The sequence below is a fragment of the Paracoccus sp. S3-43 genome, assembly GCF_029027965.1.
Lineage (GTDB): Bacteria > Pseudomonadota > Alphaproteobacteria > Rhodobacterales > Rhodobacteraceae > Paracoccus.
In genome coordinates, this window is sequence record NZ_CP119082.1 from 1,303,012 (window position 1) to 1,324,303 (window position 21,292).

Genomic DNA, 21,292 nt, shown 5'->3' on the forward strand with positions numbered 1-21,292 from the left:
GGAGAGAATGAATGACCCTCGACCACCGCCCCCTTGGCCGCACCGGCATCACGGTCTCGTCCCTTGCGCTTGGCACGATGACCTGGGGCGAACAGAACACCGAAGCCGAGGGCCATGCCCAGCTGGACCGCGCGCTGGATTTCGGCATCACCCTGATCGACACGGCCGAGAACTATTCGATCCCGCCCAGGGCCGAGACGCAGGGATCGACCGAACGGATCATCGGCACCTGGCTGAAGGCGCGCGGCGGGCGCGACCGGATCGTGCTGGCCTCCAAGGTCTCGGGCCCCAGCGACCGCACCTATCTGCGCGCCGACGGCCAGCCGCCGCGCCTGGATGCGAAGAACATCGCCGAGGCGATCGACGGATCCCTGCGCCGCTTGCAGACCGATTACCTGGATCTTTACCAGATCCACTGGCCGAACCGCCCGGTTCCGCTGTTCGGCAGCGGCAGGCACGCGCCCTCGCGCGGCCATGACGGATCCGAGGTGCCCATCGAGGAGACGCTGGAGGCGCTCGACGCCGTGGTGAAATCCGGCAAGGTCCGCCATATCGGCCTGTCGAACGAGACCGCCTGGGGCCTGTCGCGGTTCCTGCACCTGTCGGACAGGCGGGGGCTGGCGCGCGTCGCATCCGTCCAGAACGCCTATAACCTGCTGAACCGCACCTATGAGCAGGGTCTGGCCGAGTTCCATGCGCGCGAGGACGTGGGTCTGCTGGCCTATTCGCCGCTGGCCCAGGGCTTCCTGACCGGCAAATACCGGAACGGCGCCCGCCCCGAGGGCGCGCGGCTGACGCTTTTCGACCGGGGCGACCGCTATCAGAAGCCCGGCGTGGCCGAGGCGGTGGACGCCTACCTTCAGATCGCCCGCGATTTCGGGCTGGACCCGGCCCAGCTTGCCATCGCCTGGGTGACAAGCCGCGATTTCGTCACCGCCACCATCATCGGCGCGACCCGGCCCGACCAGTTGGAAGCCGACCTGCGATCCGTCGATGTCACGATCACCCCCGAGATCGCAGAGCGTATCGAGGCGGTCTTCCAGCTGCACGGCAGCCCCGCCCCCTGAGAGGAGAATCCCATGAACATTTGCGTCGATACCCCGCGTCCGGCGGACGCCGCCACGGCAATCCGCGCCCGCTATCGCGAGGACGCGCCTGCGGTCGGCTGGAATCCGGTGATCGCCAGCCTGCTGAACCACCGATCCGTCCGCGCCTATCTGCCCGATCCGCCGGCGCCCGGCACGGTGGCGACGCTGGTCGCCGCCGCGTCCTCGGCCCCCACCTCGTCGAACATCCAGGCGTGGAGCGTGGTGGCCGTCACCGATCCGGGCAAGCGCGACGAACTGGCCCGGATCGCGGGCGGACAGGCGCATATCCGCCAGGCGCCGCTGATCCTGGTCTGGATCGCCGACCTGTCGCGGGCCGAGGCGGTCGCAGGCCGCGCGGGGGTGACCCTGGGCGGCCTCGGCTATACCGAAACCTTCCTGCTGGCCGCCATCGACGCGGCGCTTGCCGCGCAGAACGCCCTGGTCGCGGCCGAATCGCTGGGTCTCGGCACCGTCTATATCGGCGCGCTGCGCAACGACCCCGAGGCGGTGGCGCGTCTTCTGGACCTGCCGCCGCGCGCGGTCGCGATCTTCGGCCTGGTTGTCGGCCATCCCGACCCGGCGGTGCCTACGGCGGTCAAGCCGCGCCTGCCGCAGCAGGCGGTGCTGCACCGAGAGGTCTATTCCGCCGCCGCCCAGCCCGATGCCATCGCCCGCCACGATGCCGCCACCGTGGCGTTCCGGGCGGAACAGGGCCTTCCCGCCCGGGGCTGGACCGACCTGCTGGTCGCCCGGCTGCGCGACGTGGCCGCCTTGAAAGGCCGCCACCGCCTGCGCGAGGTGTTCGAGCGGCTGGGGATCAGGCTGGGCTGAAGGATCTGGCGGCTGGGGCGGGTGGCGCAGAGAAGCATATTCTCCTTTCGGGTCGAACAAAACACGACGCATATTATCGTCATTCGCCCGTGCCTGTGTCATTCTGGGGGCATCCCGATGAAGGATAGCCCATGCCACCCCCCGACGACATCGCCAGCCTGATTTCCGCCTTGGGCCTTGATGCGGATCTTCATGCCGCGCTGCTGGCCCGGCTGGGCGATCTGGACCAGGACGGCTTCACCGATGCCGAGTTGCTGTCGCCCGTCGCGCCCGGCCCGGTGTCGCTGACCGAACGGCGGGCGGTGGCCTATCATGCCGCCGTGCTGCTGGGCGACAGGGCGCTGACGGCGCGCTATCGCGCCCTGCTGGTGCAAAGCATCGGCGAAGGCAGCGCCCAGTGGCACGAGATCGACATCGAGACGCGCCGCGCCGCCGCGACCTTTCCCGAAGCGGCGGCCCTGGGTCCGGCCAGCCGGGCGATCATCGGCGACCGGCTGGCGGGGGCCTTTCGCTATGTCCAGGCGTCGCTGGCGGGCGATCCGCGCGGGGCGCGGATCCCGCGCGACTGGGACGCCGAATCCGCCGATATCCTGTCCCGGCTGCTGACCCTGGTCACCTTCCGGGCGCGGCTGCTGGCGGGGCTGGAGCAATTCGCCGCCACGGACCGCCCGCTTTACGCCGCCGAATAGGGGACAGCCATGCAGATCCTTCCCGACCATACCGCTGCCGCCTCCGCCGCGGGATCGCGCCTTGTCCGGCTGCTTGGCCCCCGGCGCGGCATCCTGCGGCGCCGTCGCGGCTTGGACGAGGGCGAACGCGCCCTGGTGGCGATGGTCGCCGCGCGCGAGGCGCATCATCACGCCATCGCCCAGGCCTATGCCCGGCGGGCGATGGCGGTGCTGGGCGACGATTTCGCCGTCGCGCTTGTGCTGGAGGAAGGTCTGGCCGCGCCTCTGACCGGGCGGATCGGCGCCCTGGCCGATGCCGCCGGGGCCCTGGCGCAGAACCCGCCGCGTCTTGGCCCGGCCCAGACCCGTCGCCTGAAGGCGCAGCGCCTGGATGCCGACGAACTGGCCGACCTGTTCGTGACGGTGGCCTTGGTCCAGGCCAACCTGCACCGCGCCGCAGCGGTCCCCGACGCATGAGCGGTCGGGGCCTTTGGCAGACCGGCAGCCGGCCGCCTGTCCCGGCGGTCCCCGCCCGGCAGGCCGCCGTCGGCGCGCGAGGCATGACCGCCGAGGCGCTGCGGCTGATGCTGGCGATGAAGGGCCGGGCCTGGGGCGGGCAGGGCGGGGCGACCCCCTGCGCGCTGCCGGAACCGCTGCCGGAGCCTTCGACCGACCCGCTGGCCCTGCTGGTCGAAACGGCGACGGCGGGCATCGACGATCCCCGAACGATCCGGGCCGAAACCGCCTGGCTGGCCCTGGCCGTGGCGGCGGCGCGGCACCTGGATCAGGTCATGGCGGCCAGGAACCCCCGCGATCTCGACCTTGCCATCCATCAGCTTCGCACCGCGCTGCTGCGGATCCTTCGGCGGTCCGGCCTGAATGTCGGCCCCGACCTGCGCGACGCCGCGCTGGCCCCGGTGCTGTGGCGGATGGCCGTGCTGGACCGGGCCTTTGGCAGCTATCTGGGCATCGGCCTGGACCCGCTGGCCCGGCGCGCCGCGCTGCTGCTGGCGCGCCATGACGGCGGCCGCATCCTGGGCGAGACGGCGGCGCGGCAACTGGTCGATTCGCTGCGCGCAGAGGGCGCCTTCATCGCCCGGCCCGAGGCGCGTTGCGACTGGTCCCGCGCGCTTGGCCCGGCGGGGCGGGCTTGACCGGGCGCGCAGGGTGATGACAGGAATGTCATGAACAGATTGACCGCGATCCCGGATCCCAGGGCGACTATCATCGACCAGCCGCAGCCCGATCCCGCCCTCGACGCCATCGCCGATCGGTTGAAGCTGATCCGGCTGACCTCGCAGCAGCGCCGCTATCCGGGCCGCGCGGTGCCGAAGCTGCCCTCCAAGCCCGCGATCATCCAGATCCTGGGCGACGTGATCGGGCTGCTCTATCCCCGGCATTTCGGCCCCGAGGGGCTGGACAGCGATGCGATCGAGACGCATGTCCGCCGCGCGCTGGCCCGCATCCGGCTGCGGCTGGCCGAACAGATCGAGCTGGAATGGCTGCTGGCCCCCGAGGCCGAACCGGCTGATACCGCCGCAAGCGCGCAGGACGCCGCCGACGCCTTCCTGCACGCCCTGCCGCAGATCCGCGACCTGCATGACACCGACATCGCCGCCGCCTATCGCGGCGATCCCTCGGCCAGAAGCCTGGACGAGGTGGTGTTCTGCTATCCCGGCGTCGCGGCGATGCTGCGCCACCGCATCGCGCATCGGCTGGGCGGGCTGGGGGCGCGGATGATCGCCCGGATCATGGCGGAATATTCGCACGCGCTGTCGGGCATCGACATCCATCCCGGCGCGCAGATCGGACCGGCCTGCTTCATCGATCACGGCACCGGCGTGGTGATCGGCGAAACCGCTGTGGTCGGCCGCAATGTCCGGCTGTACCAGCAGGTGACGCTGGGTGCCAAGCGGTTCGAGGACGACGGCAATGGCGGCCTGGTCAAGGGCCAGCCGCGCCATCCGGTGATCGGCGACGACGTGGTGATCTATGCCGGGGCGACCATCCTGGGCCGGATCGAGATCGGCAAGGGCGCCATCATCGGCGGCGGCGTCTGGGTGACCGATCCCGTCGCGCCGGGCAGCGTCGTCAGCCAGGCCCGCCTCCGCTTGGACCAGCCCTAGCCCGGCCGGCCGTATGCGCTCCGCCCTCAGGGCGTCAGCAGATACTTCGCCCCGGTCGATTTGCGGACATAGGCGGCGACCGTTTCCGGATCCAGCATCTGTTCCAGCGTGATCCGCGCGGTATAGTGGCTGGCGAAGGTCGTCGTCATTTCGTCGACGACCCGTTGCCGCATCCGCCCGACCACCGCCGGATCCAGCCGTTGCAGGGCTTGGAACAGCAGCCAGCCGCCGATGGACCAGCGAAAGCCGAAGCCCCGGCGCAGGACCGTCGGGCCGGTATCCAGAGAGCCATAGATATAGCCCTGCTTCGGCACCGCCGAGCCATACAGGTTATAGCCCGTGGCGTTGCGCGCCGTCGCGGCCTCCATGGCGTTCAGGACGATGCTGGTCGTCTCGCCCCCGCCGATGGCGTCGAAGGACAGGGTGGCGCCGGTCTCGGCGATGGCCTGGGTCAGGTCGTCGCGGAAGCTGTCGGCGCTGCTGTCCACCACATGCGCGGCCCCCATGCCGCGCAGCAGGGCGACCTGTTCGGGGCTGCGGACGATGTTCACCAGGCCGATCCCGTCCGCCCGGCAGATCCGCAGCAGCATCTGCCCCAGGTTCGACGCGGCGGGCGCATGGACGATGGCGCCATGCCCCTCGGCCCGCATCGTCTCGACGAAGCCGAGCGCGGTCAGCGGGTTGACGAACAGCGCGGCGCCATCCTCGGGGCTTGCGCCGTCGGGAAGGACCAGGCAATCCCCGGCGCCGATCAGGCGCAGGCGGGCATACATCGCGCCGCCCAGCATCGCCACCCGCTTGCCCAGCAGGTGCTGCTGGTCGGGCCCCGCCCCGATCACGGTGCCCGCGCCTTCGTTGCCGGGGGCCAGCGACTGGCCGATCCGGGCGCGCATGGCGGGCATGGCGGCGTCGGGGATGCGCGCGGTCAGCGCCTGGCCGTCGCGCGACAGGCTGGTCATGTCGGCCGGGCCGAACATCAGCCCCAGATCCGAGGGGTTGATCGGCGCGGCCTCGACCCGGACCAGCACCTGGCCGGGGCCGGGCTCGGGCAGTTCGACAGGTTCCAGGTTCAGCCGCAGCGTGCCGTCGGGCTGGACGGTCGATCTCAGTTCCAGGCTTTCCATATGGCCTCCGATCCGTTTCGGCCATCTTTCCGCAGTCGCGGGCCGGGTTCAACCGGGTGCCGTCACCCTGTCTTCATACCAGCGTGAATTGACCGCGACCGCGACATGCGACACTGATCCCCTGTCCCGGCCGCATACCGGCGCGAGGAAGAGGTTCGGATGGCTGGCCTGTTCAAGATGCTTGTCAAGGCGACGCGGCCCGCCCGGAAGCGGCTGCGCCTTCCCGCGGTCCCGGCTTTGCCGAAAATGCCCAAGCCCCCGGCGATCAAGCGGATGGCGGCCGGTCTGGCCCGGCGAAAGACCCAGGAATCCCGCCCGCCGCGCCCCGCGCCGGGCAGCTTCGTCGCCGACATCTTCGCCTGCCCGGAAGGCCAGGTCAGCTATCGCTTCTATACGCCGACAGGTTCGGCAGGGCGGCGGATGCCGCTGGTCGTGATGCTGCACGGCTGTTCGCAGACGGCGGCGGATTTCGCGGTTGGCACCGGCATGAACCGGCTGGCGGACGAGCTGGGCTTTCTGGTCCTGTATCCCCAGCAATCGCCCAGGGCGAATATCGGGCGCTGCTGGAACTGGCACGACCCGCGGAACCAGGCGCGCGGTCGGGGCGAACCGGCGGTGATCGCGGCCCTGACCCGCCATGCCGTCCGGCTGGGGCGGGCCAATCCGGCGCGGGTCTATATCGCCGGGATTTCGGCGGGCGGGACCGCCGCTGCCATCATCGGCGCCGCCTATCCCGATCTTTACGCGGCGGTCGGCGTGCATTCCGGCGTGCCGATGGGCAATATCCGGTCGCTGCGCTCGGCGGTGTCGGCGATGCGCGGCAAGCGCGGGCCGGGAAGCACCGCGAGGCTGCCGCCGCAACTGCCGACCATCGTCTTTCACGGCGACAGCGACCCCATCGTGCATCCCAGCAATGCCGGCGGCTTTCTGGCCAACCTGGAACGCTCGCGCCCCGGTCCGCTGACCTGCCGCATCGCCTCGGGCCGGACGGAGCGGGGCCGAGAGTTCACGCAGCGCAGCTATCAGAACCGGGCCGGCCGGACGCTGCTTGAGGACTGGACGGTGCATGGCAGCGGCCACGGCTGGTCGGGCGGCCGGGCGGCGGGATCGCATACCGACCCGGCCGGTCCCGACGCCTCGCGCGAGATGCTGCGGTTCTTCCTGGCCCGGCGGCGCGGCGGCTAGCATTACAGTTGCGTTTTCGGTTTGATATGAGCCTGTCTTGCCGCGGCCTGATGCGCCCTTCGCCACAGCGACCATGCGATGATCTGTGCGGGCTGGATGTGACGCTGTGCCATGCGGTTGGCGATGCAGCAGATTTCCTGGACAGCCCATCGGATCAGGGGTGGTGATGGGGCCTGCGCATTGTTTTTGGGGGCAGGCGGCATCAGCAGGTCGGCGCGGTCCGTATGGGTGCGCGCGCGTCCGGCAGTTTTCGCCACGCGGGGGCGTGCGGACGGGATCTCATGTCGCGGTTCGCGGCACCGTTGCCCTCATCCGGGCAGGATCTCGAACCGCGTCACGTCGATCATTCCCCGGTCGGTGATCTTCAGGGCCGGGATGACGGGCAGGGCCAGGAAAGCCAGTTGCAGGAAGGGCTCCTCCAGCGCGACCCCCAGCGACCTGGCCGCGTCGCGCAGCAGGATCAGCCGGTCGCGCACCGATTCGAACGGATCGAGGCTCATCAGCCCCGCGACCGGCAAGGGCAGTTCCGCCAGGATGCGGCCGCCGCCCGCCACGACGAAGCCGCCCTCGATCCCGGTCAGGCGGTTGGCGGCCAAGGCCATGTCGTCGTAATCGGCGCCGACGACGGCGATGTTGTGATGGTCGTGGCACACGGTCGAGGCGATGGCCCCGCGCCGGATGCCGAAGCCCTGGACAAAGCCCGTGGCGATATTGCCATTCCTGCCGTGCCGTTCGATCACCGCGATGCGGGCCAGGTCGCGGGCCGGATCGGGGCGCTTGTCGCCGTCCTGGGGCGCGATGTCATGGGTCAGGTGGGCGGTGATGATCTTGCCTTCGATGATGCCGATCACCGGGGTTTCGCGGCGGTTTCCGGCGCAGCGAAAGTCCTGCGGCCCGACATGCGGCGCCTTGACCGAGGCGCGGGCCACCGGCTCCAGCGGCCGCCGCGCGGCAAAGGCCGCATCGTCGACGACCCGCCCGCCGCACAGCACCACCCGCGCCCGGCAGCTTTCCAGGCTGTCCACCGCCACGATGTCGGCGCGCAGCCCCGGCGCGATCAGCCCGCGATCCTTCAGCCCGAAAGCCTCGGCCGCCGACAGAGAGGCCGCGCGATAGACCGCCAGCACCGGGCTGCCGCGCCGGATCAGCTCGCGGATCATATGGTCCAGATGGCCGTGTTCGGCGATGTCCAGCGGGTTCCGGTCGTCGGTGCAAAGGCACAGATAGGGCGCGGTCACATCGGTCAGCACCGGCTGCAGCGCCGCCAGATCCTTGCTGACCGAGCCTTCGCGGATCAGGACGCGCATCCCTTGGCGCAGCTTCTCCAGCGCCTCGGCGGCAGTGGTGGCCTCGTGTTCCGTGCGGATGCCCGCCGCGACATAGGCCGACAGGTCGCGCCCCGTCAGTTGCGGGCAATGGCCGTCGACATGGCCCCCCGCGAACAGCCGCAGCTTGGCCATGGCGGCGGAATCGCGATGGATGACGCCCGGATAGTTCATGAATTCCGCCAGCCCGATGGCCGAGGGGTGGCCCATCACCGCGCGCAGATCCGCCGCCTCGATTCGCGCGCCCGAGGTTTCCATCTCGGTCGAGGGCACGCAGGACGACAGCTGCACGCGCAGGTCCATCAGCAGGCATTCGCTGGCCTTTTGGAACCAGCGGATGCCGTCCAGGCCGATGACATTGGCGATCTCGTGCGGGTCGCAGATGGCGGTGGTGATGCCGCGCGGCGTCACGCAGCGGTCGAATTCATGCGGTGTGACCAGGCTGCTTTCGACATGCAGGTGCGTGTCGATGAAACCCGGCACCAGGATCAGGCCGGTCACGTCGATCACCTGCCGGGCCTCGTAATCGCCGATCCCCGCGATCCGGTCGCCGCAGATCGCCACATCTCCTGTCATCAGCGTGCCGGTGATCAGGTCGAACACCCGCCCGCCCCGCAGCAGCAGATCGGCAGGCTCGTCCCCCCGCGCCTGGGCTATGCGGCGTTCCAGATCGTCCATAGGCACCCCCTCCGTTCGCGTCAGAAGACCTGACACAAGGCGTGGCGTCCAGAGGGGATCAGGAATGGTATGGAGGAGCGGATTTGCAATCGCCTCGAACCACTGCCCGGTCCCGGCAGCCCCAGATCCAGCAGGTGCGGGGGCGGGCCTTCAGGAATGCCGCCAGCGGTCGAGGGGCCGTCACCGCATCACGGCCTTGACCTGGTCGAGGGCCTGGCGCAGCAGGTCGGGATTGCTTCCGGCGGTTTCGACCAGGCGCCTCAGCGTGGCCTTCTGCGTCTCGCTGATGGCGGCCTCGTCGATCAGCCGGGCCACTTCGGTCGCGTCGAACCCCTCGGGCGTCAGCAGCGTCTGGATGCGCGCGGCGGTGACGGCGGCGGTCGCGGCCTGGTCCGTGGCCGTGGCGGCATCGTTGGCGGCTTGGGCCGCGGCGTCGGCGGCCTGGGCGACGGGGGCGGCCGCGCCGCTGGCGGCGGTGGCTGCGGCGTCCGCCGCGCGATCGGCCGCGTCCAGGGCCGCTTCGGCGGCGGCCTCGGCCTCGGCGGCGGCGTCGCTGACGGGGGCCACCCCGGCATCCTCGGACGCCTGCACCGCCTCGGCCGCGACATCGGCGGCGATGGCGGCGGCATCGGCCGCGGCGTCGGCGGCAGCCTCGGTCGCCTGACTGGCCGCAGGGGCTGCGTCGGCCGCAGGCGCTTCCGTCACGGCAGGCGCTTCCGTTACGGCAGGCGCTTCGGGCGCGGCGGTTTCCCTGCGCCCGTCCCGCCAGATCCACCATCCCCCCAGGCCAAGAGCCAGGATCACGATCAGGGCCAGAAGAATGCGCATGGCAGGGCTGTTCCTTGCAGGGGTTCGCCAAACCTATGCCACAGGGGCGCGGCGCGGAAAAGCCGCCGGGCGCCCAAGGCGGGGCCAAATCCGCGACGCGGACGGCTTCCGGCATCAAATCCGGTTGAATCATCCCGCTGTGACGCTTATTTTCCGTCCATTCCGCATTGGCTATCCAAGGAGCATCGCCATAGCCCGCCGACCGCATAACGCACCGCCCACCCGTGATACCGGACCCCGCGTGAACGAACGCATCCGCGTATCCGAAATTCGCCTGATCGGCGCCGACGGAGAGAATGTCGGCGTGGTTCCGCCCTCGGTCGGGTTGCAGATGGCGCAGGACGCCGGGCTGGATCTGGTCGAAATCTCGCCCAACGCGACGCCGCCCGTCTGCAAGGTCATGGATCTGGGCAAGTTCAAATATGAACAGCAAAAGCGCGAGGCCGAGGCCCGCAAGAAGCAGAAGATCATCGAGATCAAGGAGATCAAGTTCCGTCCGGGAACCGATACCCACGATTACGATGTGAAGATGCGGTCGGTCATGAAATTCCTGGGCGAAGGCGACAAGGTCAAGGTGACGCTGCGCTTTCGGGGCCGCGAGATGGCCCACCAGGATCTGGGGCTGGAACTGCTGAACCGCGTCCGCGACGACGTGGGCGAGGCGGGCAAGATCGAAGCCATGCCCAAGCTGGAAGGCCGGCAGATGGTGATGATGATCGCCCCCAAATAGGGCGATCCGGCATCGAAAAAGGGCCGCGCGGCGATTGCCGGCGCGGCCTTTTTGTCAGAAACGACCCGCCATCAGCCGCTGGCGGATCACCGCCTGGTCGTCGCGGATCATGCCGGGGATCAGGAACAGGTCGATCACCGCCCAGACCCAGACGAAGGCCAAGGGAATCCAGCCGATCAGGATCGGCGCGGTCAGCCAGCCGATGCCCGACAGGGCCAGCATGATGATTCCGCTGGCCCAGCGGCCCAGATACATCCGGTGAACGCCAAGTCCCCACAGCAGGATCGCCAGCAGATAGGCGACCAGTTGCGATTTCGATTCGTTGGCAACGCGCTGTTCGATCAAAAGCTGTTGCTGAACAGTATCCGGCAAGGGCCTCTCCATGGATGGGGGCGACAGCCGCCCCTTTGCCCATAGATAGGAACCTCTGCGTCGGCTGCAAGGATCACTCGGCCCGCAGGAAGCGGTCGAAGGTCAGGCCGATGGGGCGGATCGGCCCGGTGCTGCCATCGTTGCGGCCCACATCGACGACCCCCAGGTGATAGCGGCCCGGTTCCAGCAGGACCGGCCCCAGCCGGGCGTCGGTGCCGCCATCCGCGTCGTCGTTCTCGGCCATGACCCCGCCCGAGGCGGCGAACAGGACCAGCTTGGGATCGGCCCCGACCAGCCCGCCATAGGCGTTGACGATCACCACGGTCGGCTGGTCCAGATCGAACCCCAGCCATTGCGTCGCGCCGTCATGCAGCACCACCGTCTGCTTGGCCTGCGACAGATCGACCGCCTGGATCGGATAGCTGCCGTCGGCAGGCGGGCTCAACTCTCCCTTGCGATAGGCGTTGCGCAGGAAGGCATTCACGTCCAGCCGTTCGGCGCTGACCGTCAGTTCGCCGGGCTGCGCGCTCAGCGCCGCGACGGCCAGGCAATAATCCCCCGCCGCCAGCGGCGCCGCGAAATCCAGCCGCGAATTCAGCCCGTCGGCATCGTCGTTTTCCGCCAGCAGCCCGCCCTGACCGTCATAGAGGCGCAGCACGGGATCCAGATCGGGGCTTGCCGCGCGCAAGGTCACCGGCGCGGGCTGCGCCAGCGTAAAGCGGTAATAGCCCGTCTGCGTCCCGTCCAGCGTCGCGATGGCGGCGCCCTGATCCAGTCGTTCGTCCAACGCGCCGCCGGGCACCAGTGCCGTGGCCGGGGTGTCGGCGGTGCAGGCGGCGATCCGGTCGATCCCCGCGTCCCCTCCGCCCTCGGCCAGCAGCGGCGCCTGTTCCGGCCGGGCAACCTGGACGGTCGCCGTCATCGCATCATTGTCCACCGACCGCAGCGCGACGCAATAGACGCCCGGCCCGACCGTGGTTTCCAGGGCCGAATTCAGCGACACCGGCGTGTCGTCGTTCTCGGCGATCAGGTCGCCGTCCTCGGTCAGCAGCGAAATCGCCGGATCGCCATCGTCGGCGCTTGCCTCGACCCGCAGGGCCTGGCTGTCGGCGCCGACGCGAAAGGCGAACAGGGCCTGACCGCCGGCGACCTGGGCCTGGGCCGACAAGGGATCGGGGCTGGCGGCGATGTCCTGGCCCTCTCCGCCGCCCAGCCATTGCGGATCGCCGCCGCATATCCGGGGGCTGTCGGGGGACTGCTGCGCGGCGGCGGGCAGGCCCAGGCAAAGGACGGCGGCGGCCAGACCGGCAAGGACGGGGCAGGGGCGATGCGGCATGATGGACTCTGTCGACAAGGGAACCGATTGGGGCGGACTGTGGCATTCGCCGGGGGCCGCGACAATCGGGGCCGCGATAAATTCGGCGGATCCGGGCGGCTTGACGCTTGACCATCCTGCCCCGGAACGGTTCAACGCTGGCAAACGCCCGTGCGGGCGAAACCGGAAAGCTGCGTCATGAAGTTCACCCTCTCCTGGCTCAAAGAGCATCTCGACACCACCGCGACCCTCGATGAGATCACCGAGGCGCTGACCGACCTGGGTCTGGAGGTCGAAGAGGTCCGCGATCCGGCGGCGAAGCTGCGGACCTTCACCCTGGCCCGCGTGCTGCACGCCCAGCAGCATCCCGACGCCGACCGGCTGCGCGTCTGCCGCGTGCTGACCGACGAGGGCGAGAAGCAGATCGTCTGCGGCGCGCCCAACGCCCGCGAAGGCATCACGGTGGTGCTGGCCAAGCCCGGCGATTACGTTCCCGGCATCGACGTGACCCTGGGCGTGGGCAAGATCCGCGGCGTCGAAAGCCACGGCATGATGGCCTCGGAACGGGAACTGGAACTGTCGGACGAACATGACGGCATCATCGAACTGCCCTCGGGTCAGGTCGGGCAGCGCTTCGTGGACTGGCTGGCCGAAAACGCGCCCGAGAAGGTGGATCCGATGATCCACATCAAGATCACGCCCAACCGCCCCGACGCGCTTGGCGTCCACGGCATCGCCCGCGATCTGGCGGCGCGCGGCCTGGGCAGGCTGAAGCCGGTGGCCGATGCGGCGGTGCCGGGCCGCTTCGCCTGCCCGATCGCCGTGACCATCGACCCGGCGATTGCCGAAAAGGCGCCCTATTTCGCGGGCCGGGTGATCCGGGGCGTCAGGAACGGCCCGTCGCCCGACTGGCTGCAACAGCGCCTGAAGGCCATCGGCCTGCGCCCCATCAACATGCTGGTGGATGTCACGAACCTGTTCACCTATGACCTGAACAGGCCGCTGCATGTCTTTGATGTGGCAAAGGTGTCCGGCGATCTGCATGTCCGCCCCGCGGCGGCGGACGAGGAGATCCTGGCCCTTGACGGCAAGACCTATGCGCTGCCCCAAGGCGCGATGGTGATCGCCGACGACAACGGTCCCGAAAGCATCGCGGGCATCATGGGCGGCGAGGCCTCGGGCTGTTCCGACGACACGACGGACGTGTTTCTGGAAAGCGCCTATTGGGATCCCATCGCCATTGCCGCCACCGGCCGGGCGATGAAGATCAACAGCGATGCCCGTTACCGCTTCGAACGCGGCGTGGACCCGGCCTTCACCCGGCCTGGGCTGGAACTGGCTACTCAGTTGATCCTTGATCTCTGCGGCGGCGAGCTGTCCGAGGTGGTCGAGGCTGGCGCCGTTCCCGACACCGCCCGCGCCTATCGCCTGGACACCGCCCGAACGGCCAGCCTGGTCGGCCTCGACATTCCGGCGGATGTGCAGCGCGCGACCCTGACCGCGCTCGGCTTCCGGATGGAGGGCGATCTGGCCCATGTCCCCTCTTGGCGCCCCGATGTGCTGGGCGAGGCCGATCTGGTCGAGGAAATCGCCCGCATCGCCAGCCTGACCCGGTTGCAGGGCCAGCCCCTGCCGCGTCCGCGTCCCGGCGTGCCCCAGCCTGTCCTGACGCCCTTGCAGGTCCGCGAGAAATCCGCGCGGCGGCAGGCGGCGGCGCTCGGCTATAACGAATGCGTGACCTACAGCTTCATCGACAGCAATGCGGCGGCCCTGTTCGGCGGCGGTGCGGACGCGGTGCGGGTCGAAAACCCGATCAGCAGCGAGATGACGCATCTGCGCCCCGACCTGCTGCCGGGCCTTCTGGCCGCCGCCGCCCGCAACCAGGCGCGCGGCTTCGCCGATCTGGCGCTGTTCGAGCTTGGCCCCGTCTTCGCGGGCGGCGAACCGGGCGAGCAGGCCACCCGGATCTCCGGCCTGATGGTCGGCCATACCGCGCGGCGCGATCCCTTCGGCAGCCGCCGCAAGGTGGATCTCTATGACGCCAAGGCCGATGCCGAGGCCGTGCTGGCCGCCATCGGCGCCCCCGCCAAGGTCCAGGTGAACCGCAAGCTGGACGCGTGGTGGCATCCCGGCCGCGCGGGCAATATCGCGCTTGGCCCCAACGTGCTGGCAACCTTCGGCGAAATCCACCCCCGCATCCTGCGCGCCTTCGACGTGAAGGGCGCGGCGGTCGCCTTCACCGTCCGCATCGCCAGCCTGCCTTCCCCGAAAGTCCGCACGGCGACCCGCCCGGCGCTGAACATCTCGGAATTGCAGGCGGTCGAACGCGACTTCGCCTTCGTCGTGGACCCGCAGGTCGAGGCGCTGACCCTGGTCAATGCCGCCGCCGGGGCCGACAAGGCGCTGATCGACAGCGTGACGGTCTTCGACCAGTTCACCGGGCTGGAGGGCGGCCGGAAATCCATCGCGATCACCGCCCGCCTGCAACCGCGCGACAAGACCCTGACGGATGCCGAAATCGAGGCCGTCAGCCAGAAGATCATCGACAAGGTGCAAAAGGCGACGGGCGGCACCCTGCGCGGCTAAAGGCTCTTTGCCTTGGCTTAAGTATCCTCTGGGGGTCCGGGGGGCGAAGCGCCCCCGGCCTTCGCGGGACGCAATTCCGCGACCACGAACAACCGCAGCGCCGTCGCCAGCCCGACCTCGGGCGGGCGGGCGTGGTCGATCTGCCCGATCAGCTGCGCCCGCGTCATGCCCCGCGCGCGGGCGGCATCCGCGACGCCCCGCCAGAACGCATCCTCCAGCGAAACCGAGGTGCGGTGCCCGTCGATCGTCACCGACCGCTTCACGGGCGGGGTCATCGGCGGCAGGTCAATCGGCATCCGGCCCGTCGTCGCGCCGATGCGCGTCAAGCCTGCGCCCGGCCCGCTCTGCCTCGGCCTGCCGAAGCTCGCGCAGGGGCTTGGCCTCGCCGAATTTCACGGCATTGGCGTCGCCCGCCACGCGGCGCGCATCGCGGTCGCGCTGTTTGCGGGCCTGGCGCAGGTTGATGATCTGGGTCATGGCGGTCCAACGGGAAACGGCGCGGCCATCATACCGCGCCCAAGCCGGTTCCGGTCAAGCCCCGGCTCTGCCCGTTCTCAGCCCTTGGGGCTGATCATGTCCTCGGGACGTACCACGCGGTCGAAGGTCTCGCCGTCCACGAAGCCCAGGGCGATGGCTTCCTCGCGCAGGGTGGTGCCGTTCCTGTGGGCGGTCTTGGCGACCTTGGTGGCGTTGTCATAGCCGATGGTCGGCGCCAGGGCCGTCACCAGCATCAGCGATTCCTGCATCAGCTTCTGGATCCGCGCGACATTGGCTTGGGTGCCCACGACCATGTTGTCGGTGAACGACCCCGCCGCGTCGCCCAGAAGCTGCATGGACTGCAGCACGTTATAGGACATCATCGGGTTATAGACGTTCAGTTCGAAATGCCCCTGCGACCCGGCGAAGGTGACGGCGGCGTCATTGCCCATCACATGCGCGCAGACCATGGTCAGCGCCTCGGCCTGGGTGGGGTTGACCTTGCCCGGCATGATCGAGGATCCCGGCTCGTTCTCGGGCAGGATCAGCTCGCCCAGGCCGGAACGCGGGCCGGATCCCAGCAGGCGCATGTCGTTGGCGATCTTGAACAGCGAGGCCGCCACGGTCTTCAGCGCGCCCGAGAAGAACACCATCGCGTCATGCGCGGCCAGCGCCTCGAACTTGTTGGGCGCGGTGACGAAGGGCAGGTCGGTGATCCTGGCGATTTCCGCCGCGATGGCGGTGTCCCAGCCCTTCTTGGTGTTCAGCCCGGTGCCGACCGCGGTGCCGCCCTGGGCCAGTTCATAGATGTCGGTCAGGGCCAGCTTCACCCGCTCGATCCCCTTGGCGACCTGATGGGCATAGCCGCCGAATTCCTGGCCCAGCGTCAGCGGCGTCGCGTCCTGGGTATGAGTGCGGCCGATCTTGATGATGTCCTTGAACTCTTCGGACTTCGCGACCAGGGCCTTGTGCAGCTTTTCCAGGCCGGGGATCAGCCTGTCGCGCGCCATCATGGCGATGGCCACATGCATCGCGGTCGGGAAGGTGTCGTTCGAGGACTGGCCCATGTTCACATGGTCGTTCGGATGGACCGGCTTTTTCGACCCCAGTTCGCCGCCCAGGATCTCGATGGCGCGGTTCGAGATCACCTCGTTCGCGTTCATGTTCGACTGCGTGCCCGAGCCCGTCTGCCAGACGACCAGCGGGAAGTTGTCGTCGAACCTGCCCTCGAAGACCTCGGTCGCGGCCTGCTCCACCGCCTTGCCGATCGCCGGGTGCAGATCGCCGTTTGCCTGGTTCACCCGCGCCGCCGCCAGCTTGATCGCGCCAAGCGCGCGGATGATGGCGACCGGCTGGCGTTCCCAGCCGATGGGAAAGTTCTGGATCGAACGCTGGGTCTGCGCGCCCCAGTATTTGTTCGCGTCAACCTCCAGCGGGCCGAAGCTGTCGGTCTCAAGGCGGGTCTTGGTCATCGGATCGTTCCCTCGCAATTTTGCCAGGGTTCTAGCCGCCGCCGCGCGGATAGGCAATTCGTATGCGATGGTATGCCTGGATCGACTCCAAGGCTTCCATGGCCCGACGCAGCGCCGGATCGTCGGCGAAAGGCAGGATCGGGCGCGGTGGCTGGGCGTCGGACAGGCCCAGCAGATTGGCGGCCCGGTGGACGACACGGATGCTGCCCGCCTGCCGGAACAGCGTCCACAGCGGATCGAAGGCCGCGTCGATCCGCGCGGTTTCCGCCGCCGCGCCGTCCTGCGCGGCTCGGACAAGGCGCAGTATCTGGGCAGGCCAGATGCCCGCCGCCACGCTGTGGAAGGCATCCGCCCCGGCCAGCATCGCCGCGCCGCAGCCCCAGTCGCCGCTGTAGCCCAGCGAAAACCCATTTGGCAGCGTTGCGCGCAGGTCGGCGATCTGGGTCGCGAAGGCGTCGCCCGCGGGAAGCGGCATCTTGACCGCGCGAATCGTCGGAATGGCGGCCAGACGCCGCAGCAGGTCGAGGGAAAAGCTGAAATGCGTCGTCGTCGGATTGTTATAGATGCAGATCGGCAGGGCGCTGGCCTCGGCAATCGCGGCGTAATGGGCAAAAACCTCATCCTCGGTCAGCGGCGTATAGGAGATCGGCGCGACCAGAAGCGCATCGGCGCCGCTGTCCTGGGCATGGCGCGCGAGCGATTGGGCCATCTCGGTCCGTAGCGCGCCCACCCCGACAATGACGGGCACCTGTCCGCCGATCTCGGCCATCGTGGCCTCGACCGTGGCGCGCCGCTGGTCGGGGTCCAGATAGGCATAGCCGCCGGTGCTGCCCAGGACGCAGACCGAATCGACCCCGGCATCGGCGCAGCGGCGCAGGAGGACGCGCAGATCGGGGGTCAGAACCCGGCCCTGTGGGTCGGCGGGGGTGATCGGAAAGGCCGACAGGCCGTGAAAGTTGGACATGGGATCCTCGGGGGTTGCCGCGCGCCCAGATGGCCCGGCGGCAGGCCGGTTGACAAGGATCAGGCGAACAGCATCCCGTCCAGTTCGTTGCCCTGTTCGTCGACGGGATGGCACCAGACCTTGAAGACGGTCAGGGCATGGGGACCGAAGGTGTTGATCAGGGGCACGTCCGCCGCGTCCAGCCCGCGCGCCACGACCACCCGGCCGATGCGGCGGTCGTTGTTGCGGGGATCGAAGGTCCACCACTTGCCGCCCAGGAACACCTCGATCCAGGCGGCGAAATCCATCGGGGCGGGGACCGGCGGCACGCCGATGTCGCCGACATAGCCGTTGACGTATCGCGCCGGGATGTTCAGGGCCCGCAGATAGGCCAGCGTCAGATGTGCGAAATCCCGGCAGACGGCCACCCGGTCGCTGCGCGCGCTTGCGGCGGTGCGGAATTGCGAGGCCAGCTTGTAGTCGAAGACCAGGCTGCCGTTCACATGATCGACGATATGCTGGACCCGGTTCCAGCCGGGGGCGATATGGCCGAACAACTGCCAGGCCTCGTCGCTGACCAGATCGGTTTCGACATAGCGGGACGCGGTCAGGAAGCCCAGAACCTCGGGCGGAAGCGCCTCAATCGGCCATTCCGCGGCGTTGAAATCGGTCTCGTCCCGTGTGCCGGGATCGCTGAGGGTGATGTCGCTGAACAGGGTGAAACTTCCCGCCGGCGCCACCAGGCGCCGGCAGATATTGCCGAAACGGTCGACATAGCTCTGGACGGGCACCGAGGGCGTGGTCCTGAAATCCTCGGGAAAGACGTAATCGCGGTGACGCGCCGCTTCCGGGGTGGTGAGACTGATCAGGGGCGTGTCCTGAGGCGTCTCTATCGTCATCTCGTGCCCGACCCGGATACGCATCAGGCGACCGTCGCGTCCATGGTGACTTCGGCGTTCAGAAGCTTGGAAATGGGGCAGCCGGCCTTGGCCTGCCGGGCCAGATCCTCGATCCGGGCCTTGTCGCCATCGCCCGATATCTGCGTGAGCAGATGCGCCTTGGTGACGGTGAAGCCCTCGCCCTCCTGTTCCAGCGTGATCTTCGAGGTGGTCTTGATGTCGATATCGCCGATCCCCGCCTCGCCCAGCATCTTGGACAGGGCCATGCTGAAACAGGCGGCATGGGCCGCGCCGATCAGCTCCTCGGGGTTGGTGCCGGGGGTGTCGCCGAAACGGGTGTTGAAGCCATAGGACAGATCCTTCAGCGCCCCCGACTGGGTCGAGACCGTGCCCTTGCCGTCCTTCAGCCCGCCTTGCCATTCGGCCGATCCGCTGCGTGTGACCATGATCGTCTCCTTCGCCTGGTGGTCTTCGGGGTCTAACGCGGCCGGGGGATCAGGGTTCGGCGCGGCGGACGCGATTTATCGCCGCAGCCTGTCACGAAGCCGTTTCGATTGCGGATCATGGTGAGGCACCCCATCACCGGAGTGTTTCCATGACCCTGCGTCCTGTTCTTGTTTTCGCCGCCGCCTCCCTTGGGTTTGCCGCCCTGGCCGATACCGCCGATGCGGCGACGTTCTATTTCATCCGTCACGCGGAAAGCACCGCCAACGCCGGAACCGCCTCGACCCCCGAAGAAATGCTGGACCCGCCCCTGACCGATCTGGGCAAGCAACAGGCTCTGGACCTGGTGCGGACGCTGGCCGACACGCCGCTGACCCATGTCTATGTCAGCGGCTATCAGCGCACCGCGCTGACCATCGCCCCGACCGTCGCCGACCACGGGCTGACCCCGGTGGTCAAGCCCGAGATCGGCGAATGGCTGTTCGGCGGTTCCCTGAGCGGCGATCTCTATGCGCAGCTGGCCGAGGTGATGGGCAAATGGGCGGCGGGCGACACCGCCGCCAAGATCGAAGGCGCCGAGTCGCTGGACGAGCTGAACGCCCGCGTCCTGCCCGGCTATCGCGAGATCATCGAGCGTCACAAGGACGAGGACGGCGTCGTCGCCATCGTCGGCCATGGCGGCTCCATCGGCTGGACGATGCCCTTCTTCGCCAGCAACGTCCCGTCGGGCTATGGCCTGGCGCATGGGCTGCGCAACACCGCCATCGTGCAGGTCGTGCTGGATTCCCAGGGCAATCCGCTGGTCAGCGACTGGGACGGCACGCCCTTCGACGCGGCTGGCCCGATCCCCGCGCCGGTTCCGCTGCCCGCCTCGGGTGTGCTGCTGGTCGCGGCCATCGGTGGCCTGGGGGCCGCGCGCCGGTTCCGCAAGGCGGCCTGAGCCCACCCTTGAGCAGCAGGGCCGGGGCCGCGCAAGGCCCCGGCCAACCCGTCAGCCATGCCCGAACAGCCGCTGGTGTTCGGCGATGGCGAAGCGGTCGGTCATGCCCGCGACGTAATCCAGGACGATCCGCGCGCATTGCGTTTCGTCCCCCGCCTCGCGGGCGATACGGGACCACTGGTCGGGCATCTGGCCCGGATCGCGCAGGAACAGCGGGAACAGGTCGTTCAGCATCGCGGTCACCGTGCCGCGTTCGACCACGACCGAGGGCGCGCGATACATGCGCGCGAACAGGAACGACTTGATCGCCTTGATGTTCTGATACAGCGGCTTGGAAAAGCGGATGATCGGGCCGTCCATGTCGCGGATGTCTTGCGCGGATTGCGGCTGCAACCCCGCCAGCCGGTTCTGGGCCACGGCGATCACATCCTCGACCATGACGCCGAAGACGCGGCGCAGCGCCTCGTAGCGGCGGCGCGTGGGGTCCAGGCCGGGGTAAAGGCGGTCCACCTCGGCGAAGGCGGGGCCGACCACGGGCAGTTCTGCCAGATCGTCCTCGGTGAACAGTTCGGCGCGCAGCCCGTCATGCAGGTCGTGATGGTTATAGGCCACGTCGTCCGCCACCGCCGCCACCTGCGCCTCGGCGCTGGCATTGGTATGCAGTTCCAGATCCCATTCGGCATTCACCTCGGCCAGGGCATAGGGCAGGGGGCGGGTGACGGGACCGTTGTGTTTGGCGATGCCCTCAAGGGCTTCCCAGGTCAGGTTCAACCCGTCGAAATCGGCGTAATGGCGTTCCAGCCGCGTGACGATGCGCAGCGCCTGGGCGTTGTGGTCGAAGCCGCCATAGGGCTGCATCAACGCGGCCAGGGCGTCTTCGCCGGTATGGCCGAAGGGCGGGTGGCCCAGGTCGTGGGCCAGGGCCACGGTCTCGGCCAGGTCGGTGTTCAACCCAAGCGCGCCCGCGATGGTGCGGGCGACCTGGGCCACCTCGATCGTGTGGGTCAGGCGGGTGCGGAAATAATCGCCGCGATAGGCCTCTCCGTCATGTTCCACGAAAACCTGGGTCTTGTGCTTCAGGCGGCGGAAGGCGGACGAATGGATGATCCGGTCGCGATCGCGCTGCCAGGGGCTGCGGAAGGTCGACATCCGTTCGGGATGCAGCCGCCCGCGGCTGGCATCGGGATGGCAGGCATAGGGGGCATTCACAGGGGCAGGGCCTTCCTTGCAACAGGTGCTGTCGAGCCTATATCTAGGGCAG

22 protein-coding genes are annotated in these 21,292 nt (G+C 68.9%); 10 read left to right on the forward strand and 12 right to left on the reverse strand.

What is annotated here, in order from left to right; all coding sequences use genetic code 11:
* The first annotated feature begins 11 nt into the window (after positions 1-11).
* The 6 genes from PXD02_RS06690 to PXD02_RS06715 all read left to right on the forward strand — a co-directional run bounded on the left by PXD02_RS06690 (position 12) and on the right by PXD02_RS06715 (position 4,713).
* Positions 12-1,067, forward strand: a complete 1,056-nt coding sequence (locus PXD02_RS06690) for an aldo/keto reductase (RefSeq protein WP_275106050.1) — start codon at positions 12-14, stop codon at positions 1,065-1,067.
* A 12-nt stretch (positions 1,068-1,079) separates the two neighbouring features.
* Positions 1,080-1,919, forward strand: coding sequence for a nitroreductase family protein (locus PXD02_RS06695; protein ID WP_275106051.1), 840 nt, complete (start codon positions 1,080-1,082; stop codon positions 1,917-1,919).
* A gap of 131 nt (positions 1,920-2,050) precedes the next feature.
* Positions 2,051-2,608 carry a hypothetical protein gene (locus PXD02_RS06700; RefSeq protein WP_275106052.1) on the forward strand — a complete coding sequence of 186 codons (558 nt, stop codon included), beginning with the start codon at positions 2,051-2,053 and terminating at the stop codon, positions 2,606-2,608.
* Between the two features lie 9 nt (positions 2,609-2,617).
* Entirely contained in the window at positions 2,618-3,064 is a 447-nt protein-coding gene (locus PXD02_RS06705; protein ID WP_275106053.1) for a hypothetical protein, read from the forward strand.
* Entirely contained in the window at positions 3,061-3,741 is a 681-nt protein-coding gene (locus PXD02_RS06710; RefSeq protein WP_275106054.1) for a hypothetical protein, read from the forward strand. The genes PXD02_RS06705 and PXD02_RS06710 overlap by 4 nt, the downstream gene beginning before the upstream one ends.
* A 30-nt stretch (positions 3,742-3,771) precedes the next feature.
* Positions 3,772-4,713, forward strand: coding sequence for a serine O-acetyltransferase (locus tag PXD02_RS06715; RefSeq protein ID WP_275106055.1), 942 nt, complete (start codon positions 3,772-3,774; stop codon positions 4,711-4,713).
* 26 nt (positions 4,714-4,739) lie between these two features.
* On the opposite strand, the gene PXD02_RS06720 is transcribed toward PXD02_RS06715, so the two are convergent.
* On the reverse strand, positions 4,740-5,837 hold the full coding sequence (locus tag PXD02_RS06720; protein WP_275106056.1) for a zinc-binding dehydrogenase: 1,098 nt from the start codon (positions 5,835-5,837) through the stop codon (positions 4,740-4,742).
* A 159-nt stretch (positions 5,838-5,996) separates the two neighbouring features.
* Between PXD02_RS06720 and PXD02_RS06725 the strand changes: the two genes are divergently transcribed.
* Entirely contained in the window at positions 5,997-7,022 is a 1,026-nt protein-coding gene (locus tag PXD02_RS06725) for an extracellular catalytic domain type 1 short-chain-length polyhydroxyalkanoate depolymerase (protein ID WP_275106057.1), read from the forward strand.
* Between the two features lie 308 nt (positions 7,023-7,330).
* On the opposite strand, the gene ade is transcribed toward PXD02_RS06725, so the two are convergent.
* Positions 7,331-9,025: an adenine deaminase gene (ade, locus tag PXD02_RS06730; protein ID WP_275106058.1), complete on the reverse strand. Its 1,695-nt coding sequence runs from the start codon at positions 9,023-9,025 to the stop codon at positions 7,331-7,333.
* Between the two features lie 180 nt (positions 9,026-9,205).
* Complete coding sequence (locus PXD02_RS06735; RefSeq protein ID WP_275106059.1) at positions 9,206-9,853, reverse strand: hypothetical protein; 648 nt, start codon at positions 9,851-9,853, stop codon at positions 9,206-9,208.
* A gap of 241 nt (positions 9,854-10,094) precedes the next feature.
* On the opposite strand from PXD02_RS06735, the gene infC reads away from it, so the two are divergent.
* Positions 10,095-10,583: a translation initiation factor IF-3 gene (gene infC, locus PXD02_RS06740; protein WP_275106060.1), complete on the forward strand. Its 489-nt coding sequence runs from the start codon at positions 10,095-10,097 to the stop codon at positions 10,581-10,583.
* 54 nt (positions 10,584-10,637) lie between these two features.
* Here the strand turns inward: infC and PXD02_RS06745 are convergent, their stop codons facing one another.
* Together PXD02_RS06745 and PXD02_RS06750 are read right to left on the reverse strand one after the other, a co-directional pair.
* Positions 10,638-10,955, reverse strand: coding sequence for a TM2 domain-containing protein (locus tag PXD02_RS06745; RefSeq protein WP_275106061.1), 318 nt, complete (start codon positions 10,953-10,955; stop codon positions 10,638-10,640).
* 73 nt (positions 10,956-11,028) lie between these two features.
* Positions 11,029-12,291: a DVUA0089 family protein gene (locus PXD02_RS06750; protein WP_275106062.1), complete on the reverse strand. Its 1,263-nt coding sequence runs from the start codon at positions 12,289-12,291 to the stop codon at positions 11,029-11,031.
* Between the two features lie 177 nt (positions 12,292-12,468).
* Between PXD02_RS06750 and pheT the strand changes: the two genes are divergently transcribed.
* Positions 12,469-14,856 carry a phenylalanine--tRNA ligase subunit beta gene (gene pheT, locus PXD02_RS06755; protein ID WP_275106063.1) on the forward strand — a complete coding sequence of 796 codons (2,388 nt, stop codon included), beginning with the start codon at positions 12,469-12,471 and terminating at the stop codon, positions 14,854-14,856.
* A gap of 17 nt (positions 14,857-14,873) precedes the next feature.
* Here the strand turns inward: pheT and PXD02_RS06760 are convergent, their stop codons facing one another.
* From PXD02_RS06760 to PXD02_RS06785, 6 genes are all read right to left on the reverse strand, one after another.
* Positions 14,874-15,152: a ribbon-helix-helix domain-containing protein gene (locus PXD02_RS06760; protein WP_275106064.1), complete on the reverse strand. Its 279-nt coding sequence runs from the start codon at positions 15,150-15,152 to the stop codon at positions 14,874-14,876.
* Positions 15,142-15,333: a DUF4169 family protein gene (locus PXD02_RS06765; RefSeq protein WP_275106065.1), complete on the reverse strand. Its 192-nt coding sequence runs from the start codon at positions 15,331-15,333 to the stop codon at positions 15,142-15,144. The genes PXD02_RS06760 and PXD02_RS06765 overlap by 11 nt, the downstream gene beginning before the upstream one ends.
* 77 nt (positions 15,334-15,410) lie before the next feature.
* Positions 15,411-16,805 (reverse strand): class II fumarate hydratase, encoded by a 1,395-nt coding sequence (gene fumC / locus PXD02_RS06770; RefSeq protein WP_275106066.1) that lies wholly within the window; start codon positions 16,803-16,805, stop codon positions 15,411-15,413.
* A 31-nt stretch (positions 16,806-16,836) separates the two neighbouring features.
* Positions 16,837-17,769, reverse strand: coding sequence for a dihydrodipicolinate synthase family protein (locus tag PXD02_RS06775; protein WP_275106067.1), 933 nt, complete (start codon positions 17,767-17,769; stop codon positions 16,837-16,839).
* 59 nt (positions 17,770-17,828) lie between these two features.
* The gene (locus PXD02_RS06780; RefSeq protein ID WP_275106068.1) at positions 17,829-18,671 is read right to left on the reverse strand and encodes a transglutaminase-like domain-containing protein; all 843 of its coding nucleotides are present in this window, start codon (positions 18,669-18,671) and stop codon (positions 17,829-17,831) included.
* Positions 18,671-19,093: an OsmC family protein gene (locus tag PXD02_RS06785; RefSeq protein WP_275106069.1), complete on the reverse strand. Its 423-nt coding sequence runs from the start codon at positions 19,091-19,093 to the stop codon at positions 18,671-18,673. The genes PXD02_RS06780 and PXD02_RS06785 overlap by 1 nt, the downstream gene beginning before the upstream one ends.
* 149 nt (positions 19,094-19,242) lie before the next feature.
* Here PXD02_RS06785 and PXD02_RS06790 point away from each other — a divergent pair, with 149 nt between their 5' ends.
* Positions 19,243-20,031 (forward strand): histidine phosphatase family protein, encoded by a 789-nt coding sequence (locus PXD02_RS06790; protein WP_275106070.1) that lies wholly within the window; start codon positions 19,243-19,245, stop codon positions 20,029-20,031.
* Between the two features lie 51 nt (positions 20,032-20,082).
* On the opposite strand, the gene PXD02_RS06795 is transcribed toward PXD02_RS06790, so the two are convergent.
* Positions 20,083-21,240, reverse strand: coding sequence for a deoxyguanosinetriphosphate triphosphohydrolase (locus PXD02_RS06795; RefSeq protein WP_275106071.1), 1,158 nt, complete (start codon positions 21,238-21,240; stop codon positions 20,083-20,085).
* Positions 21,241-21,292 lie beyond the last annotated feature (52 nt).

Excerpts from the sequence above, each read along its gene's own strand:
- PXD02_RS06775 (WP_275106067.1), bottom strand. The coding sequence starts at position 17,769 with ATGTCCAACTTTCACGGCCTGTCGGCCTTTCCGATCACCCCCGCCGAC.
- ade (WP_275106058.1), bottom strand. The coding sequence starts at position 9,025 with ATGGACGATCTGGAACGCCGCATAGCCCAGGCGCGGGGGGACGAGCCT.
- pheT (WP_275106063.1), top strand. The coding sequence starts at position 12,469 with ATGAAGTTCACCCTCTCCTGGCTCAAAGAGCATCTCGACACCACCGCG.
- PXD02_RS06710 (WP_275106054.1), top strand. The coding sequence starts at position 3,061 with ATGAGCGGTCGGGGCCTTTGGCAGACCGGCAGCCGGCCGCCTGTCCCG.
- PXD02_RS06700 (WP_275106052.1), top strand. The coding sequence starts at position 2,051 with ATGCCACCCCCCGACGACATCGCCAGCCTGATTTCCGCCTTGGGCCTT.
- PXD02_RS06785 (WP_275106069.1), bottom strand. The coding sequence starts at position 19,093 with ATGGTCACACGCAGCGGATCGGCCGAATGGCAAGGCGGGCTGAAGGAC.
- PXD02_RS06715 (WP_275106055.1), top strand. The coding sequence starts at position 3,772 with ATGAACAGATTGACCGCGATCCCGGATCCCAGGGCGACTATCATCGAC.
- PXD02_RS06705 (WP_275106053.1), top strand. The coding sequence starts at position 2,618 with ATGCAGATCCTTCCCGACCATACCGCTGCCGCCTCCGCCGCGGGATCG.
- PXD02_RS06790 (WP_275106070.1), top strand. The coding sequence starts at position 19,243 with ATGACCCTGCGTCCTGTTCTTGTTTTCGCCGCCGCCTCCCTTGGGTTT.
- fumC (WP_275106066.1), bottom strand. The coding sequence starts at position 16,805 with ATGACCAAGACCCGCCTTGAGACCGACAGCTTCGGCCCGCTGGAGGTT.
- PXD02_RS06780 (WP_275106068.1), bottom strand. The coding sequence starts at position 18,671 with ATGCGTATCCGGGTCGGGCACGAGATGACGATAGAGACGCCTCAGGAC.
- PXD02_RS06695 (WP_275106051.1), top strand. The coding sequence starts at position 1,080 with ATGAACATTTGCGTCGATACCCCGCGTCCGGCGGACGCCGCCACGGCA.
- PXD02_RS06750 (WP_275106062.1), bottom strand. The coding sequence starts at position 12,291 with ATGCCGCATCGCCCCTGCCCCGTCCTTGCCGGTCTGGCCGCCGCCGTC.
- PXD02_RS06735 (WP_275106059.1), bottom strand. The coding sequence starts at position 9,853 with ATGCGCATTCTTCTGGCCCTGATCGTGATCCTGGCTCTTGGCCTGGGG.
- PXD02_RS06760 (WP_275106064.1), bottom strand. The coding sequence starts at position 15,152 with ATGCCGATTGACCTGCCGCCGATGACCCCGCCCGTGAAGCGGTCGGTG.
- PXD02_RS06690 (WP_275106050.1), top strand. The coding sequence starts at position 12 with ATGACCCTCGACCACCGCCCCCTTGGCCGCACCGGCATCACGGTCTCG.
- PXD02_RS06765 (WP_275106065.1), bottom strand. The coding sequence starts at position 15,333 with ATGACCCAGATCATCAACCTGCGCCAGGCCCGCAAACAGCGCGACCGC.
- PXD02_RS06720 (WP_275106056.1), bottom strand. The coding sequence starts at position 5,837 with ATGGAAAGCCTGGAACTGAGATCGACCGTCCAGCCCGACGGCACGCTG.
- PXD02_RS06725 (WP_275106057.1), top strand. The coding sequence starts at position 5,997 with ATGGCTGGCCTGTTCAAGATGCTTGTCAAGGCGACGCGGCCCGCCCGG.